Annotated in this window: 15 protein-coding genes; 14 read left to right on the top strand and 1 reads right to left on the bottom strand. The window is 66.8% G+C overall.

From position 1 onward, the window contains the following. Positions 1–87 precede the first annotated feature (87 nt). From E4J93_RS00775 to E4J93_RS00820, 10 genes are all read left to right on the top strand, one after another. Positions 88–1,203, top strand: coding sequence for an iron ABC transporter permease (locus tag E4J93_RS00775; protein ID WP_147587577.1), 1,116 nt, complete (start codon positions 88–90; stop codon positions 1,201–1,203). Further along, complete coding sequence (locus tag E4J93_RS00780; protein ID WP_147587578.1) at positions 1,200–2,003, top strand: ABC transporter ATP-binding protein; 804 nt, start codon at positions 1,200–1,202, stop codon at positions 2,001–2,003. The genes E4J93_RS00775 and E4J93_RS00780 overlap by 4 nt, the downstream gene beginning before the upstream one ends. Before the next feature lie 55 nt (positions 2,004–2,058). After that, positions 2,059–3,189 (top strand): ABC transporter substrate-binding protein, encoded by a 1,131-nt coding sequence (locus E4J93_RS00785; RefSeq protein WP_147587579.1) that lies wholly within the window; start codon positions 2,059–2,061, stop codon positions 3,187–3,189. A 139-nt stretch (positions 3,190–3,328) separates the two neighbouring features. After that, positions 3,329–3,901 carry a nucleoside-triphosphatase gene (locus E4J93_RS00790; RefSeq protein WP_147587580.1) on the top strand — a complete coding sequence of 191 codons (573 nt, stop codon included), beginning with the start codon at positions 3,329–3,331 and terminating at the stop codon, positions 3,899–3,901. A gap of 218 nt (positions 3,902–4,119) precedes the next feature. Next, entirely contained in the window at positions 4,120–5,655 is a 1,536-nt protein-coding gene (gene dltA / locus E4J93_RS00795; RefSeq protein ID WP_147587581.1) for a D-alanine--poly(phosphoribitol) ligase subunit DltA, read from the top strand. A 2-nt stretch (positions 5,656–5,657) separates the two neighbouring features. Further along, a complete protein-coding gene (dltD, locus tag E4J93_RS00800) occupies positions 5,658–6,890 on the top strand; it encodes a D-alanyl-lipoteichoic acid biosynthesis protein DltD (RefSeq protein ID WP_147587582.1) in 1,233 nt (410 codons plus the stop codon). Next, positions 6,887–8,074 carry a D-alanyl-lipoteichoic acid biosynthesis protein DltB gene (gene dltB / locus E4J93_RS00805; protein WP_147587583.1) on the top strand — a complete coding sequence of 396 codons (1,188 nt, stop codon included), beginning with the start codon at positions 6,887–6,889 and terminating at the stop codon, positions 8,072–8,074. Before dltD ends, dltB begins: the two co-directional genes overlap by 4 nt. Further along, positions 8,067–8,312 (top strand): D-alanine--poly(phosphoribitol) ligase subunit DltC, encoded by a 246-nt coding sequence (gene dltC, locus E4J93_RS00810; protein WP_147587584.1) that lies wholly within the window; start codon positions 8,067–8,069, stop codon positions 8,310–8,312. Before dltB ends, dltC begins: the two co-directional genes overlap by 8 nt. Beyond that, on the top strand, positions 8,309–8,533 hold the full coding sequence (locus tag E4J93_RS00815; RefSeq protein ID WP_147587585.1) for a hypothetical protein: 225 nt from the start codon (positions 8,309–8,311) through the stop codon (positions 8,531–8,533). Before dltC ends, E4J93_RS00815 begins: the two co-directional genes overlap by 4 nt. A gap of 25 nt (positions 8,534–8,558) precedes the next feature. After that, a complete protein-coding gene (locus E4J93_RS00820) occupies positions 8,559–9,770 on the top strand; it encodes a D-alanyl-lipoteichoic acid biosynthesis protein DltD (protein ID WP_187231538.1) in 1,212 nt (403 codons plus the stop codon). A gap of 85 nt (positions 9,771–9,855) precedes the next feature. Here the strand turns inward: E4J93_RS00820 and E4J93_RS00825 are convergent, their stop codons facing one another. Beyond that, positions 9,856–11,175 carry a homoserine dehydrogenase gene (locus E4J93_RS00825; protein ID WP_147587587.1) on the bottom strand — a complete coding sequence of 440 codons (1,320 nt, stop codon included), beginning with the start codon at positions 11,173–11,175 and terminating at the stop codon, positions 9,856–9,858. Positions 11,176–11,510: 335 nt separating this feature from the next. Between E4J93_RS00825 and E4J93_RS00830 the strand changes: the two genes are divergently transcribed. The 4 genes from E4J93_RS00830 to E4J93_RS00845 all read left to right on the top strand — a co-directional run bounded on the left by E4J93_RS00830 (position 11,511) and on the right by E4J93_RS00845 (position 15,634). Continuing rightward, positions 11,511–12,683: an ABC transporter substrate-binding protein gene (locus E4J93_RS00830; protein ID WP_147587588.1), complete on the top strand. Its 1,173-nt coding sequence runs from the start codon at positions 11,511–11,513 to the stop codon at positions 12,681–12,683. Between the two features lie 133 nt (positions 12,684–12,816). Next, on the top strand, positions 12,817–13,698 hold the full coding sequence (locus tag E4J93_RS00835) for a branched-chain amino acid ABC transporter permease (protein ID WP_147587589.1): 882 nt from the start codon (positions 12,817–12,819) through the stop codon (positions 13,696–13,698). Between the two features lie 12 nt (positions 13,699–13,710). Then, complete coding sequence (locus tag E4J93_RS00840) at positions 13,711–14,790, top strand: branched-chain amino acid ABC transporter permease (protein ID WP_147587659.1); 1,080 nt, start codon at positions 13,711–13,713, stop codon at positions 14,788–14,790. Further along, entirely contained in the window at positions 14,783–15,634 is an 852-nt protein-coding gene (locus E4J93_RS00845; protein WP_147587590.1) for an ABC transporter ATP-binding protein, read from the top strand. The genes E4J93_RS00840 and E4J93_RS00845 overlap by 8 nt, the downstream gene beginning before the upstream one ends. Positions 15,635–15,636: the final 2 nt, after the last annotated feature.

Below are 15,636 nucleotides of genomic sequence, written 5' to 3' on the forward strand. Positions count from 1 at the left end.
ACCCGTTGTTCTTGACTCAAATTATTTCTTTGCGAGAATAAAGCCCGTTCCGCCGAATACGGCGCAAGTACCTCGAGGAGCTTCCGCATGAACCGCCCCCTGCCGCCCACATCTTCAGAGCCGTCGCCCGCCGCGTGCGAGCGCCCCGCGCGCGAGCGCGGCGCCGCGCGGGCCCGCGCGTCGATCGGTATCGCGCGGCGCCATGCGAACCTGGTGATCGCCGCCGCGGGGGTGCTGCTGCTCGTGCTGATGGGCGCCTCGCTGCTGCTGGGCCGGTTCCCCATCGATCCCGTCCACGCGGTCCTCATGCTCGTCGACCGCGTGCTCCCCGTCGAACAGGTGTGGACCGACCAGCAGGCCACGCTCTTCTTCAACGTGCGCCTGCCGCGCATCGCGCTGTCGGTCATCGTGGGCGCGAGCCTGGCCGCCGCGGGCGCGGCGTTCCAGGGGACGTTTCGCAACCCGCTCGTGTCCCCCGACGTCCTCGGCGCCTCCCAGGGGGCCGCGCTCGGCGCGGCCGTCGCCCTGCTGACGGGTGCCGGCGCGTATGCGGTGTCCCTGTGGGCGTTCGCGTTCGCCATGGCCACGGTGCTCGTCGTGATGGCGGTCAGCGGCCGCGCGCGCGGCGTCGACCATGCGCTCACGGTGGTGCTGGTGGGCGTGATGGTGAGCAGCCTGTGCCAGGCGGGCGTGAGCTTCGCCAAGCTCGTCGCCGACCCCAACGACCAGCTGCCCGCCATCACCTACTGGCTCATGGGCAGCCTCACGAGCGCGCGGGCGGGCGACATCGCCTTCGTGCTGCCCCCCGTGCTGCTGGGCGCGGGCATCCTGTTCGCGCTCAGATGGCGCATCAACCTGCTCACCATGGGCGATGACGAGGCGCGCACCATGGGCGTCGACGCCCGCCGCATGCGCCTGGCGGTGATGTTCGCCGCCACGCTGCTCACCGCGGCGAGCGTGTCCGTCAGCGGCATGATCGGCTGGGTCGGCCTGGTCGTGCCTCATATCGCGCGCATGCTGATCGGGTGCGATTACCGCCGCCTGCTGCCTGCGAGCATGCTGTTCGGCGCGTCGTTCCTGCTGGTGGTGGACAACGTTTCGCGCTTGGCGTATTCGGCCGAGATCCCCCTGGGAATCCTGACCGCCTTCATGGGCGCGCCGTTCTTCCTCTACCTGATCTTGCAAAGGAGGGCCCGCGTATGAGCATCGAGATCCGCGACCTGTCCTTCAGCTACGGCACGCGACGCTGCGGCGGGGCGGGCGAGCCCTATGACGTCTTGCGCCATATCGACCTCGACGTGCCGGACGGCACGTTGGTGAACGTGCTGGGCCCCAACGGCGCCGGAAAGTCGACGCTCTTCCGCTGCCTGCTCAACCTCGAGGAGGGCTATTCGGGTTCGATCAGGGTCAGCGGGCGCGACCTGCGCGCCATGACGGCCCGCGAGCGCGCCCGCGAGGTCGCGTTCATCCCGCAGTCGCATGATGCGGTCTACGACTACAGCGTGCTCGACATGGTGCTTATGAGCACCGCGCCCGAAGTGGGCCTGTTCGGTACGCCGAGCGCGGAGCAGGAGCGCCGCGCGTGGGAGGCGCTGGAGCGCGTGGGCATCGCCCGCTTGGCGCATCGTCCCGCCACGCAGGTCTCCGGCGGCGAGCAGCAGCTGGCGCTCATCGCGCGGGCCCTGGCCCAGAACGCGCGGACCATCATCATGGACGAGCCCACGAGCGCGCTCGATTACGGCAACACCATGCGCGTGCTCGCCTGCGTGCGCCAGCTGGCGCGCGAGGGCCTCTCCATCGTCCAGTCGACGCACCAGCCCGACCAGGCGTTCCTGTTCGCCGACACGGTGGTGGCCCTCAGCCGCGGCCGCGTGCGCGCGACGGGCGACCCCAAAGACGTGATCTCCAAGGAGCTCGTGGAAGAGCTGTACGGCATCGATGTATCGATCTGCTCCCTATTCGACGACCGCGTGCGCGTGTGCGTGCCGGCGTCGGAGCTATAGAAGCGCATAAGGCGGGGAGGCGCGAAAGCGCATCGTAGGAAAGGAATGGTAGAAGATGCAGAACAAGATGACGCGTCGCCGCTTCGTCGGCGTCGTGGGCGGCTGCGCCGCGGCGGCGGCGCTGGTGCTCGGGCTCGCCGCATGCGGGGCGGCTCCGTCCGCAACCCAGGGATCGGGCAGCGCGGAAGCGTCCGATGCCGCCGAGACCGTGGTGTTCACGGATTCCGCCGGGCGCGATGTCGAGGTGCCCGCCCACGTCGACAAGGTCGTGCCCTCGGGTCATACCGCGACGCAGGTGCTCATCACCATCGCGCCTGAGAAGCTGGCCGGCCTGTCCCAGGAGCTTACCGAGGAGCAGCGCGTCTACCTGGGCGACCGCGTGTCGGCCGACCTGCCCGTGCTGGGCGCCGCCTTCGGCGCGAAGGGAGACCTCAACAAGGAGGCCGTCGCCGCGACGGGCGCCCAGCTCATCGTGGACACGGGCGAGTACAAGGAGGGCATGAAGGAAGACCTCGACGCCCTGCAGGAGCAGCTGGGCATCCCGGTGGTCTTCATCGAGACGAAGCTCGACGAGTGGCCCGCCGCCTACCGCATGCTCGGCGAGCTGCTGGGCGTGAAGGACCGCGGCGAGAAGCTCGCGGCGTATTGCGATACGGCCTACTCCGAGGTTTCCCAGGTGATGGACAAGATTCCCGAGGACCAGCGCGTTCGCGTGCTGTACTGCCTGGGTGCCGACGGCACGAACGTGATCGCGAGTGGCTCGTTCCAGGCGAACGTGGTGGACATGCTCGCGAACAACGTCGCGGTCGTGGATTCCCCTTCGGGCAAGGGCAACGGCAACGAGTCAAGCCTCGAGCAGATCGCCGCATGGAATCCCGATGCCATCCTGTTCGGGCCCGATAGCATCTACGAGACCGTGTCGAGCGACCCGGCGTGGCAGACGCTGCCCGCCGTGCAGGCCGGCGCCGTCTACAAGGTGCCCACCGAGCCCTACTGCTGGCTCAACTACCCGCCCACCATCAACCAGGTCCTGGGCATGCAGTGGCTGGCGCGCGTGCTGTATCCCGCGCAGTTCGAGGGTAAGGACGGAGCCTACGACGTGGCGAGGTCCTACTACAAGACGTTCTACGGCTACGACCTGTCGCAGGCCGAATACGACCAGCTCACCGGCGCCTCGGTGCGATAAGATTGCCCTAGGCTTTACAAGATGGCGACCCGCTTCCCGGCGCGGGCGCCGGACGGCCCGTCGCGGGGCCGCGTGCGGACCGAATGGTCCCTGCGCGGTCCATCGCGGCGGGCCGTTTTTCATAACGAGGGGGAGGGACATGCTCTACCTGCTTACAGGCGAGATTCAAACGGGCAAGACCCGCTGGCTCGAGCAGCGCGCGGCGCGGGCGGCCGAGGCGGGCGTTCGGGTGTACGGCGTCCTCGCCCCGGGCGTCTGGCACGAGGACGGCGCCGGCGGCTTCGAGAAGCTCGGGATCGACAACGTGCTGCTTCCCCAAAACGAGCGAATTCACCTGGCAGACCGACGCGACATAGCGCAGCGCCTGGGCTCGGTGGAGCCCGACGGTCCGTCCGAGCGCGCGCGTCTGGGCTGGGCGATGTCCAACGCGGCGCTCGCGCGCGTCAACGAGCACTTCTCCCGGCTCGCTTGCGAGGCGGCGCAGGTCGCGGGCGCGCGCGGCCTTCTGGTCGTGGACGAGCTCGGGCGCCTCGAGCTGATGCGCGGGGAGGGCCTGACCGCCGCGCTCGATTTGCTCCGGCGCGGTCCGCAGCCGGCATGGGAGGACGCCGTCGTGGTGGTGCGCGCCGGGCTGCTGGACCGCGCTCACGATGCGCTCGACAGCGCGTGGGGCGGGGCCGTCCATGTGCTCCCGGGGTCGCAAAAGCCGTAAAACGTATGCATCTACCTGCAGTAGCAATTGTGTGACAGCAAGGTGACGGTACTGTCACGCCATCCCCATAGCGCCTCTATGGATATTGCTCCCCGCGCCTTCTAGACTGCGGGTAACCGCACGGGCGAGACGGCGGGCGGGCGCTTCGGCCCCGCGCCGCGCCGCCGCCCGCGCGCTGGATGACGCCGCGGATGAGCGGCGAGGCGAGAGGACAAGGGATGAAGTACCTGCAGAGCATCGAGCATTATTCTACGACCCGGCCGCATGCGCCGGCCATCCGGACGTCGGCGGGCGAGCGCATGAGCTATCAGGAGCTCTGGCAGGCATCGGAGGCGATCGCCCAGCTGGTCGAGCGCACCGCTCCGTCCGCGGACAGCCCCGTGATGGTCTATGGCAACAAGGAGCCCCTCATGGTCGCCGCCTTCCTGGCATGCATGAAGGCGGGCCACCCCTACGTGCCGGTGGACCGATTCTCGGTTCCGGCCGAACGGGCGGCGTCGATCGCTCGGCAGCTCTCCCATCCGCTGCTCATCGCGGTGGCCGAGGCACCCTTCGAGGTGGTCGACGCGGCCGATGCCGTGCTCGATGCCGCCATGCTGCGTGCGTGCATCGAGGCGGGCGGATCCTCCAGCCATGCCCGTTGGATCGACGGCGAGGACCTGTGCTACATCCTGTTCACCTCCGGCTCCACGGGCGCGCCCAAGGGCGTCGAGGTGACCGCCGGCTGCTTCGATGGCTTCTGCTCCTGGGCCCGGGATCTGGGCGGCGCGCCGCGCGACGGACGCGTCTACCTCGACCAGGCGCCGTTCTCGTTCGACCTTTCCGTCTTCGAGCTCGCCTGCGCGCTGGCTACGGGCGGCTCGCTGTACTCCCTCACGCACGAGACGCAGGCGAGCGCGCGCGGACAGTTCGAGGCGCTCTCCTCCTCGGGCGTGAACGTCTGGGTCTCCACGCCGTCGTTCGCGGAGCTGTGCTTGGCCGACGAGGCGTTCGGAGCGGATGCGCTGGACGGTGTCGAGCTGTTCTTGTTCTGCGGCGAGACGCTTACGAATGCCACCGCGCTCCATCTGATGGAGCGCTTCGACGGCGCGACGGTGGTGAATACCTACGGGCCGACGGAATCGACCGTGGCGGTGACCGACATCGTGGTGACGCCCGAGCTGGCTCGACTCGATATGCCGCTGCCCGTGGGCACGCCGCGTCCGGGGACGCGCCTGCGCATCGTGGATGAGGCGGGCGCCGACGTGGGTGCGAGCTGCTGGGGCGAGGTCGTGATCGAGGGCGATACGGTGGCACGCGGCTATTACGGCCGCGCCGATCTCACGGAGGCGGTGTTCGGTACGGCCATGCTCGACGGCCGGCTCGTGCGCAGCTATCGTACGGGCGATGAGGGCAGGCTCGACGAGCTGGGCATGCTGCACTATCGCGGTCGCCTGGACCTGCAGGTGAAGCTGCATGGATACCGCATCGAGCTGGGCGAGATCGAGGAAGGGCTGCGCCGGCTGCCAGGGGTGTCGGCGGCGGTGGTGACCACGGTCGAGCATGGCGGCAAGGTATCGCATCTCGTGGGGCACGTGGTTGCCGACGTGCCGGCGGACACCTCCGCTTTTCGCGCCGGACTGGCGATCAAGGACGAGCTCAAGGCGCGCCTGCCGCACTACATGGTTCCGAAGAAGATCGTCTTTCATGATGCGTTTCCCATGACGGGCAACGGCAAGGTCGACCGCCGCGCGCTCGCGGCGCAGGGTAGGTAGCGGTGGCGTTTGCGAAGCGGCTGGCCGCGCTTGCGCTCGCGTGCGCCCTGGCGCTTGCGGCGTGCGGCGCGGCGGTGGCAGGCTACCGCGAGCGCATTTCCGCTCAGCCGTTCATGGGCTATCCGTCGGTGGACGAGGTCTCGAATTTCGATGCCATGCTCCGCTCGTACGAGGCGCGCGTGGACGACGGGCTCGATCCCATCTTGGTATTCGGCTCCTCCGAGCTCAACCCCGGCCCCGCCGGCCCCGCCCATCCCGCGCGCCTGCTCGAGGGCGGTCGCTACGGCGTGGACGTGATGGTGACGGGCCGCGCGTTTTGCGAGGACCTGTGGCAGGCCATCGAGGTGGGCGCCTTCGCGGAGAAGCTGGAGCAGAAGCGCGTGGTGATCATTCCCAGCATGCAGTGGTTCATGTGCTATCGCACGCCTGCCCGGGATTTCCAGGCGGCGTATTCGGAGGGCGCGTACCGGGCCTTCTTGGAGAACGATAGGATCTCCCGCGCTACGAAGGACGCGGTCACGGCGCGCATGAGGGCGTACGGGGTCGATCGCCGCGGCGGGTCGGGCGGCCTGTCCGCCCTGGGTGCGCAGCTCGACGCCCATGTGTCGGAGGCGCGGGCGAACGTGCGCCTGGCGCTTGCGGACGACAGCGGCGGCGACGTTCGCGCCGACGGCTCCGCACCCTCCGCCCCGGCGCATCCGCACGGCGCCGAGGAGCCCGATTGGCAGGCGATCTTCCGCGAGGCCCGCCTCACGGCGGCCGAGCGCTCGTCTTCGAACGACCTCGGCATCTACGACGGCTGGTATCGGAAATCCTATCGAGGCTGGCTCGAGAAGGTGCGCGGTTGGCGGGTGGACGATGGGGAGTATTTCAGCCAAGAGGAGCTGGGGGATTTCAAGCTGCTGCTCCAGGTGTGCCTCGAGGCGGGAATCGAGCCTCTCGTGCTTATTCAACCCGTGAAGGGGGTCCTGTACGACCAGACGATCTACGATCGCGACGTGCGTGCGGGCTACTACCAGATGATGCGCGACGCCTGCGCGGAGGCGGGGGTGCCGTGCGCGGATTTCTCGTCGCACGAATACGACCCGCTGTTCTTGCGAGAGTACTCCCATCCGTCAGACCTGGGCGGCGCCTACTATTCGAAGGCCATCTATCGCTATGCGACCGAGGGCGTGGTCGACACGGACTCCGCCGGCGATGCGGCAAAAAGCCATGTTCGGGGATTAACGCTATGACGTTTTACACTTCAGCTTCATTTTTCATCTTGCTCGCTGCGCTCATCGTTCCCGCCGCCGCGTTCGGCGTGTGGGGACGGGGACTGAAGTGCTGGGGCATGGCGGCCTCTGCCATCATGCTCGCCTTCCTGTATTCATCCTCCGCCGTCCAAGCGGCGGCGTTCGGATTGTTCGTGGCCATCGCCACGGCCGGTGCGTTCGCCACGCTCGCAAGTTGGAAGTGGGGCGCGAAGAGCATGGCGGTCTATCGAATCTCGCTCGCGTGCACGCTCGCGCCGCTGGTCATCTATAAGGTGAGCGCGGTGTTCGACCAGAACCTTCTGGCGTTCGCGGGCATCTCCTACGTGACCTTCAAGGCCGTGCAGGTTCTCATCGAGATCCGCGACGGCCTTATCGACGACATGCGCGTGCGGGACTACCTGTACTTCCTTACGTTCTTCGCCACGATCACCTCGGGTCCCATCGATCGGTCGCGGCGCTTTATGGACGATCTGAAGCACCAACCCTCGCGCTCCGACTATCTCGAGCTGCTGTCGCGCGGTCTGCTCCTGCTGCTGGTGGGAGCCGTGTTTCAGCTGGTCTTCGCCTCTATAGCACTGCATTATTACGCGCCGGACCGCTCGCTGGTGGTGCCGAGCATCGCCTACGGCGTCGCGCGCCAGATTGCCAACGCCTACCTGTACGCCCTGTACCTCTTCTTCGATTTCGCCGGCTATTCGCTCATGGCCATGGGTGCGAGCTATTGCTTCGGCATCGTCACGCCGCGTAACTTCCAGGCGCCGTTCGCCGCGGTGGACATGAAGGACTTCTGGAACCGTTGGCATATCACCTTGTCTACCTGGCTGCGCGATTTCGTGTTCATGCGGTTCGTGCGCTGGGCGACGCGTCGCCGGGTGTTTTCAAGCCGCTTGTCATGCGCATGCACGGCGTATGTGGTGGACATGGCGATCATGGGCGCCTGGCACGGCCTTACGCCCGACTACCTCGCCTACGGCCTGTATCACGGCGGCCTGCTCGCCGCGACCGAGGCCTATCAGAAGCGGTCGTCGTTTCACAAGCGCCATAAGCAGGCGCGATGGTATCGCGTCCTCAGTTGGTTCGTGACGATGCAGCTGGTCATCTTTGGTTTCGCGCTGTTTTCCGGACAGCTCCGCACGATCGTGGAAAGGATCATCAATGGATAGGAACATGCTTGAACAGGAAGTAATCGATCTGCTCGCGGATATCTGCGACGACGACGCGGTGGCCGAGGAGCGCGACATCGACCTGTTCGATGCGGGCTTGCTCGATTCGCTCGCGGGCATCGAGGTCTTGGTGGCGATCGAGGAACGCTTCGGCGTGCAGATCGCTCCCACCGAGGTCGAGCGCGCCGAGATGAACAGCGTCAACAAGATCATCGACCGCATCGCGGAGCGCTTGTGAGCGCCTGGGTTGCCACGGCTCGCTCGTTGTGCCGCGACCCGCACCCCGTGCGCGGGCTGAAGCGGGCGCTGGCGCCGGTGCGCGCGTGGTTCTTCTCGGATGCGTGGAGCGCGGCTGCAGCGTGGTTCGCGCTCGCGCTCGCGCTTCTAGCGATTCTGGTCTGGTATTTCGTGCTGTCGCCGTACGGGGCTCCCGCCGCGCCCGCGTACGCGGCCTACTAGCATGCGGGCCGGCTTGCGTGGACCCGTGCGAAGGGCCGGCGCGGTCGCGCTGGCTGCGGCGTTGGCGGCGTGCTCGTTCGCGGGCGCCGGCGTCGTGGCCCGTCGCTCCGATGCGCACGCGGCGCGGCAGCTCTATCCAACGCGTGAGCAGCTTCTCGATTACTCCTATATCCGCTCGTTCTACGACGAGCGCCGCGCTGCCGGCTACGACACGCATCTCGTGCTGGGGTCGTCGGAGCTCTATCCCGCGCCCGGTCTTCTGTACCATCCCACCACGATGCTCGCGGGTTCGCAGACGGGCGTCGACGCGCTGATGCTGGGGCGCCCGGGCTGCTCGGACGTCTGGCAGGCGGTGGAGCTGGGGGCGCTCGCGCGGGATGGGGCGCCGAAGCGCGTCGTGCTCATCCCCAGCATGCTGTGGTATACCGCGGGGCGCGACCCGCAGGCGGATTACCCGGGCATCTTCTCGCGGGGCACCTACGACGCCTTCATCGCGCAAGATCGCATCTCGGATGAGAGCAAGCAATGGGTTGCGCGTCGACTGCGGGCGTACGGCGTCATGGTCGACGAACCGCGCGGGGCGCTTGGCCGCGCGGCCTCCATGGTGGACGGCGGCGTCGCGGCGGAGCTCGAGACGATCCGCCGCATCCTGTCGCCCGCGCATGATGCCGCGGCTCCCGTCATGCGTCCGCCGCGCGCGAACGGCGCCCGCGGATCGGCTGCGCAAGCGTCCGCGCCGCCGCATGAGCCGCGATGGGAAGACCTCTATCGCCGTGCGCACGCGGCGAGCGAGCTTTCGCACGAGGGGAGCGACAACGGTTGCTATCGTTCGTGGAACGAGCGCGGTCTCGAGCGTTTCACGCGTCGGGCGCGCGAGTGGGAGGAGCGCGGGTCGGGCGAGCTGAGCACGCAGGAGCTCGAGGATTTCGAGCAGACGCTGTCGATCTGCCGTCAGCTGGGCCTCGAGGCGTGCGTGCTCATCCAGCCCGTGAACGGCTTCTTGTACGACCAGACGGTGTACGGCCGCGAGGTTCGCTCCCGTTATTACCAGATGCTGCGTGATGCGTGCACGCGGGCGAACGTAGCCTATGCGGACCTTTCATCGCATGAGTACGACCCGCTGTTCTTCCGCGACGACAACCATCCGTCGAGCGTGGGCGCGCTGTACTACGCGCGGGCGATGTGGACGTATCTGGCGGGCGGAGCCCCCGATGTCTCCTCGCTGGGCGCTCCCTAGTGAAAAAGCCTCCCGGATTCCATGGCTCGTCTGGGCCCGGATCCGGGAGGCTTTGCGTATGCCGCGGTGCGCGCGGACGGCGGCGCTAGTTCGCGCAGGCGCCCTTGCTCCAGGCGGCAACATCCTCGATACGGATGACGGATGCGACCGCGGTATCGCCCAGGTCGCGCGCGAGGGCGTCGACCGCGGCGTTCAGTGCGCCTTCGACGCAGATGTCGGTGATGACGACCGCGGCGCCGGCATCGACGCGCTCTGCTCGCTGCACCGGGACGCCGCCGGCCGCGAGCGTCGCCACGGCGGCGTCCAGCGCGTCCGGGCGCCCGTCGAGCGCGAGGCGGATGTAGTAGCCGGCCTCCAGCTCCTCGATGGGCCGGATGGCGAGCGTGCGCTGCACGGGCTCGGGCTCGGGCAGCGGGGCGCCTCCGCGCGTCATCGCGTCGGCGAGCGCGAGCACGTCGCCAACGACGGCGCTTGCGGTGGGGAAGGCGCCCGCGCCCGCGCCGTAGAACATCGTCTCGCCCACGGCGTCGCCTACCACGAACACGGCGTTCATGGCACCCGATACGGAGGCGAGCTGGTGGGTGGCGGGAATCATCGTGGGATGCACGCGCACGTCGATGCCCTCGGGCGTGTTGCGCCCGATGGCGAGCAGCTTGATGGCGTAGCCGAGCGACCGCGCGATGGCGATATCGTCCGCGCCGACTTGGCGGATGCCCTGCATGTAGACATCGTCGGTGGTCACGCGCGAATGGAAGCCGATGGAGGAGAGGATGGCGATCTTGCTGGCGGCATCGAAGCCGTCGACGTCGGCGGAGGGGTCGGCTTCGGCATAGCCAAGGCGCTGCGCGTCGGACAGGACCTCCTCGAAGCCCAGGCCCTCGTCGGCCATGCGCGAGAGGATGTAGTTGGTGGTGCCGTTCATGATGCCGGCGATGGTAAGGATCTTGTTGCCCGCGAGGTCGTGCTCGAGGACGCTGACGATCGGGATGCCGCCCGCCGCCGCGGCCTCGCAGCGCAGCTGGACGCCTGCGTCTGCAGCTGCCTGCGCGAGCTTCTCGACATGGCGTCCCAGCAGGGCCTTGTTGGCACTCACCATATGCTTGCCGTTGGCGAACGCGGTCTGGAAGATCTCGGTGGCGGGATGCTCGCCGCCGATGAGCTCGACGACGATATCGACGGCGGGGTCGTTGACGACGTCGTTCCAGTTGGACGTGAAGCGATCCTGCGGGATCCCCAGCTCCTCCGCAACGCTTGGATCGAGTGCGCACGCCCGTGCGATCGTCAGGTCGATGCCGTGGTTCGCGCGGTAGTCGTCGCGGTGCATCTGGATCAGGCGGACCACGCCGCCTCCCACCGTGCCGAGTCCGATGATGCCGATGCCGACGGAGCGGGTGGATGCTGTCATGGCGCTTCCTTTCTGCCCGGCGCGGCCGGGGCGAGCGTGTTGGCGTGTGCTTGTATTCTAGCGAAGCCGCAGTCCCTGCCGAAACAGAGTTGTTACATTGCGTCCAGGGCTGTTCAATATTAGCCGTGAACTGGTAATACCTGGTGCTGCTTTAATCCGTAAAAGCGTTTATATGGGCAAATGGCGAGTTTAGCTGAATAAAGTGCTCGCCAAGGAGAGCCGAAGCGAGTAAGGTACAACTCACGCACGCACTCCACTTCGATGAAGTGCCGCGTATCCGTTGGAAGTCCGGCCGCGCGATGTCGGGGCCGGTGCGCACTCGAGAGGAGAGCCGCATGTCGTATCAAAACGCATTCAACCCTGTTCTGGATCGCAGGAGCATTATCGCTGGCGTAGCCGGACTAGGGGCTGCGGGCATTCTTGCCGGCTGCTCCGGGGCGGGCGCGTCCGGCGATTCCGGCGCCGCGGCTTTCAAGATCGGCTCCATGGGGCCCCTGACCGGTCCCGCGGCTTCCTACGGTACGTCCGTCACCGGCGGCGCCGAGCTGGGATGCAAGGATTTCTCGACCGATGAGCTGCCCCTCGTCTTCAAGGCCGAGGACGACGTCGCCGATGGCGAGAAGGCGGTGAACGCTTTCAACAGCCTGGCCGACTGGGGCATGCAGGCACTCGTGGGCCCCACCACGACGGGCTGCTCGCTCGCCGTCGCCCAGGAGGCCGAGAGCGCGCATCTGTTCATGATCACCCCGTCGGCCACCGCCCCGGATGTTACGGACGGCAAGACCGTTGTGTTCCGTGCGTGCTACAACGACCCCGCGATCGGCGTTCATTCCGCCGAGTGGCTTGCCAAGAACTTCCCCGACGAGAAGATCGCCACCTTCCATAACGCGGGCGATACCTACTCGGCCGGCGTGCACGACGCCTTCCTCCAGAAGTCCGAGGAGCTCAAGCTCGATATCGTCGACAAGGAGACCTTCAAGGACGACTCCGCAACCAGCTTCACCAACCAGCTGACCAAGGCCAAGAGCGCCGGCGCCACGCTGATCTTCGCCCCCATCTATTACACCCCCGCGTCCGTCATGCTTACCAACGCGCACGATATGGGCTACGACGTCAAGGTCATGGGCTGCGACGGCATGGACGGCATCCTGGGCGTCGAGGGCTTCGATGCCGCGCTCGCCGAGGGCCTCTACCTCATGACCCCCTTCTCGGCGGACGACCCCAAGAACGCCTCGTTCGTGAGCGCCTACAAGGAGGCGTACGGCGAGCTGCCCGACCAGTTCGCCGCCGACGCGTATGACTCGGTCCATGCCATCGCCCTCGCGCTCGCCGAGGCGGGTCTTTCTCCCGATGCCGATCCGGCTGAGGTCGCCGACGCGCTGCCCGAGGCCATGACCAAGGTCAAGGTCGAGGGCCTTACCGGCACCCTGACGTGGAACGATCGCGGCGAGGTCGAGAAGGAGACGACCGTCTACGTCATCCAGGATGGAAAGTACGTGCTGGCGTAGGGCTCATCCACCTTCGCAATTGTTCCGCTACAAGATGATATCGGCGCAGGGACCAGGGCTTGCAAGCCTTCGCCCCTGCGCTCGGCTGCAGGGGGCGTCGTCCCCCGCCATGCGAAGAAAGGGGGATTCGCGCATGTCGGTCTTCTTGCAATACCTCGCCAACGGCCTCACGATGGGCAGCGTGTACGCGATCATCGCACTCGGCTACACCATGGTCTACGGCATCGCCAAGATGCTCAACTTCGCCCATGGCGACGTCATCATGATCGGTGCGTATATCTCGTTCTGCGTCACCTCGTATCTCGAGCTGCCCGCCATCGTCTCGGTGCTCGCCGCCGTGGCCGTCTGCACCGCGCTGGGCATCCTTATCGAGGGCTTGGCCTACAAGCCGCTGCGCCAGGCGGGCCCGCTGGCGGTTCTCATCACCGCTATCGGCGTCTCGTATTTCCTGCAAAACGCCGCCCAGCTCATCTGGGGCGCCACGCCTAAGAACTTCACCTCCATCGTGAGCTTCCCGGTGCCCGAGGGCTTGCGTGCCTACAACGTGTCGGCCGTGGGCATCGTGACGGTGGTCGCGTGCCTCGTCATCATGGCGGGCCTCATGTGGTTCACGGGTAGGACGAAGATGGGCAAGGCTATGCGCGCCTGCTCCGAGGACAAGGCCGCGGCGCAGCTCATGGGCATCAACGTCAACCGCACCATCTCCATGACGTTCGCCATCGGAAGCGCGCTGGCCGCCATCGCGGGCGTCCTGCTGTGCTCCTATTCGCCGGTGCTGCAGCCCACTACGGGCTCCATGCCCGGTATCAAGGCGTTCACCGCGGCCGTTTTCGGCGGCATCGGATCGATTCCCGGCGCCTTCGTGGGCGGCATCCTGCTCGGCATCATCGAGGCCATGGCGCAGGCGTATATCTCCACGAGCCTGGCGAATTCCATCGTGTTCGGCGTGCTCATCGTGGTGCTCCTCGTCAAGCCGGCGGGCCTGTTCGGCAAGTACGTCCCCGAGAAGGTGTAGGTGATGGCGGTGATGAAGTTCTTGCGCGACAAGAGGACCCGACGCGACCTGCTCACCTATGCGCTCGTCATCGCGGTCTTCGCCGTCGTCTACGTCATGCAGGCGAACCACATGATCCCGCGCATGATCGCGGGGCAGCTCGTTCCCATCTGCGCCTACGTCGTCATGGCGCTTTCCCTCAACCTGGTGGTCGGCGTCGCCGGCGACCTCTCGCTCGGACATGCCGGCTTCATGAGCGTCGGCGCCTACACCGGCATCGTCGCCGCGATGGGGCTGTCCGAGGTCATCCCCGATGACGGCCTGCGCCTGATCGTCGCCATGGCGGTGGGCGCGGCCTCTGCGGCGCTCGCGGGCTTTTTGGTGGGGATCCCGGTTCTGCGCCTGTCCGGCGACTACCTCGCGATCGTGACGCTGGCGTTCGGGGAGATCATCAAGGAGATCGTCACCTGCCTGATCGTGGGCGTGGACGAGCGCGGGCTGCATGTGCTGTTCAACCTTACGGGCAGCCTCTCGGTGAGCGATCTCAATCTCGCCGAGGGCGGTATCGCCATCATCAAGGGCGCCCAGGGCGCGTCGGGCGTGTCGGTCATCTCGACGTTCGCAGCCGGCTTCCTGCTCGTCATGGTAACCCTCGTCGTCGTGCTCAACCTGGTGCGCAGCCGTACCGGCCGCGCCATCATGGCCGTGCGCGACAACCGCATCGCCGCCGAGAGCGTGGGCATCTCCACGACCCGCTACCGCATGATCGCCTTCGTCGTCTCCGCCGCCCTCGCCGGCGCCGCGGGCGCCCTGTTCGGCAACGGCTTCTCGCAGCTGTCGGCTACCAAGTTCGATTTCAACACCTCCATCCTCATCTTGGTGTTCGTGGTCCTGGGCGGCTTGGGCAATATGCGCGGATCGATGGTCGCGGCCATCGCGCTCACGATCCTGCCCGAGGCCCTGCGGCAGTTCTCCGATTACCGCATGCTCGTCTACGCGGTCGTCCTTATCCTGGTCATGATCATCTCCAACAACGATACGTTGAAGAGCGCCGCGCATCGCGTGGCCTCAAGGTTCGCCTCGCGCCGGAAGGAGGTGGGCGCCGATGCCTAAATTCGAGTTCGAACGCGGCAAGATGGTGCCGGTTCCCAGCCACTCCATCGTGCCGGAGCGCGACGTCAACAGCGCGCCCGTGCTCGAGGCCCTGCATCTGGGTATCGATTTCGGCGGTCTGAAGGCCGTCGACGACTTCAACCTCACGATCGGCCGCACCGAGATCGCCGGCCTCATCGGTCCCAACGGCGCCGGCAAGACCACGGTCTTCAATCTGCTCACCAAGGTGTATGCGCCCACGCGCGGCACGATCCTGCTCAACGGCCACGACACGAGCGGCAAGACCGTGCACCAGGTCAACCGCATGGGCATCGCCCGTACCTTCCAGAACATCCGCCTCTTCGACACCATGACGGTCGAGGAGAACGTCAAGGTGGGGCTCCACAACACCAAGGCGTATTCCACGCTGTCCGGCATCCTGCGCACGCCGTCGTATTGGAAGCGCGAGCGCGAGGCGCATGAGCGCGCGCTCGAGTTGCTGTCGCTCTTCGACATGCAGGATCTGGCGAACCATCAGGCGGGCAGTCTGCCGTACGGTGCCCAGCGCCGCCTCGAGATCGTGCGCGCCCTGGCCACCAATCCCAGCCTGCTGCTGCTCGACGAGCCCGCGGCGGGCATGAACCCCTCCGAGACGGCGGACCTCATGGAGAACATCGTCAAGATCCGCGATACGTTCAACATCGCGATCATGCTCATCGAGCACGATATGAACCTGGTCATGAATATCTGCGAGGGTATCTGCGTGCTCAATTTCGGCAGGGTGATCGCCAAGGGAACCGCCGAGGAGATCCAGAACAACGAAGCGGTGATCGAGGCGTACCTCGGCAAGCAGAAGGAGGCGTAGCG

The organism is Collinsella sp. BA40 (genome assembly GCF_008014645.1).
Lineage (GTDB): Bacteria > Actinomycetota > Coriobacteriia > Coriobacteriales > Coriobacteriaceae > Collinsella.

What these genes read in the sequence shown, in the direction of transcription:
- dltA (WP_147587581.1), top strand. Translation starts at nt 4,120, where the DNA reads ATGAAGTACCTGCAGAGCATCGAGCATTATTCTACGACCCGGCCGCAT.
- E4J93_RS00830 (WP_147587588.1), top strand. Translation starts at nt 11,511, where the DNA reads ATGTCGTATCAAAACGCATTCAACCCTGTTCTGGATCGCAGGAGCATT.
- E4J93_RS00825 (WP_147587587.1), bottom strand. Translation starts at nt 11,175, where the DNA reads ATGACAGCATCCACCCGCTCCGTCGGCATCGGCATCATCGGACTCGGC.
- E4J93_RS00835 (WP_147587589.1), top strand. Translation starts at nt 12,817, where the DNA reads ATGTCGGTCTTCTTGCAATACCTCGCCAACGGCCTCACGATGGGCAGC.
- E4J93_RS00790 (WP_147587580.1), top strand. Translation starts at nt 3,329, where the DNA reads ATGCTCTACCTGCTTACAGGCGAGATTCAAACGGGCAAGACCCGCTGG.
- E4J93_RS00840 (WP_147587659.1), top strand. Translation starts at nt 13,711, where the DNA reads ATGAAGTTCTTGCGCGACAAGAGGACCCGACGCGACCTGCTCACCTAT.
- E4J93_RS00785 (WP_147587579.1), top strand. Translation starts at nt 2,059, where the DNA reads ATGCAGAACAAGATGACGCGTCGCCGCTTCGTCGGCGTCGTGGGCGGC.
- E4J93_RS00845 (WP_147587590.1), top strand. Translation starts at nt 14,783, where the DNA reads ATGCCTAAATTCGAGTTCGAACGCGGCAAGATGGTGCCGGTTCCCAGC.
- dltB (WP_147587583.1), top strand. Translation starts at nt 6,887, where the DNA reads ATGACGTTTTACACTTCAGCTTCATTTTTCATCTTGCTCGCTGCGCTC.
- E4J93_RS00780 (WP_147587578.1), top strand. Translation starts at nt 1,200, where the DNA reads ATGAGCATCGAGATCCGCGACCTGTCCTTCAGCTACGGCACGCGACGC.
- E4J93_RS00775 (WP_147587577.1), top strand. Translation starts at nt 88, where the DNA reads ATGAACCGCCCCCTGCCGCCCACATCTTCAGAGCCGTCGCCCGCCGCG.
- dltC (WP_147587584.1), top strand. Translation starts at nt 8,067, where the DNA reads ATGGATAGGAACATGCTTGAACAGGAAGTAATCGATCTGCTCGCGGAT.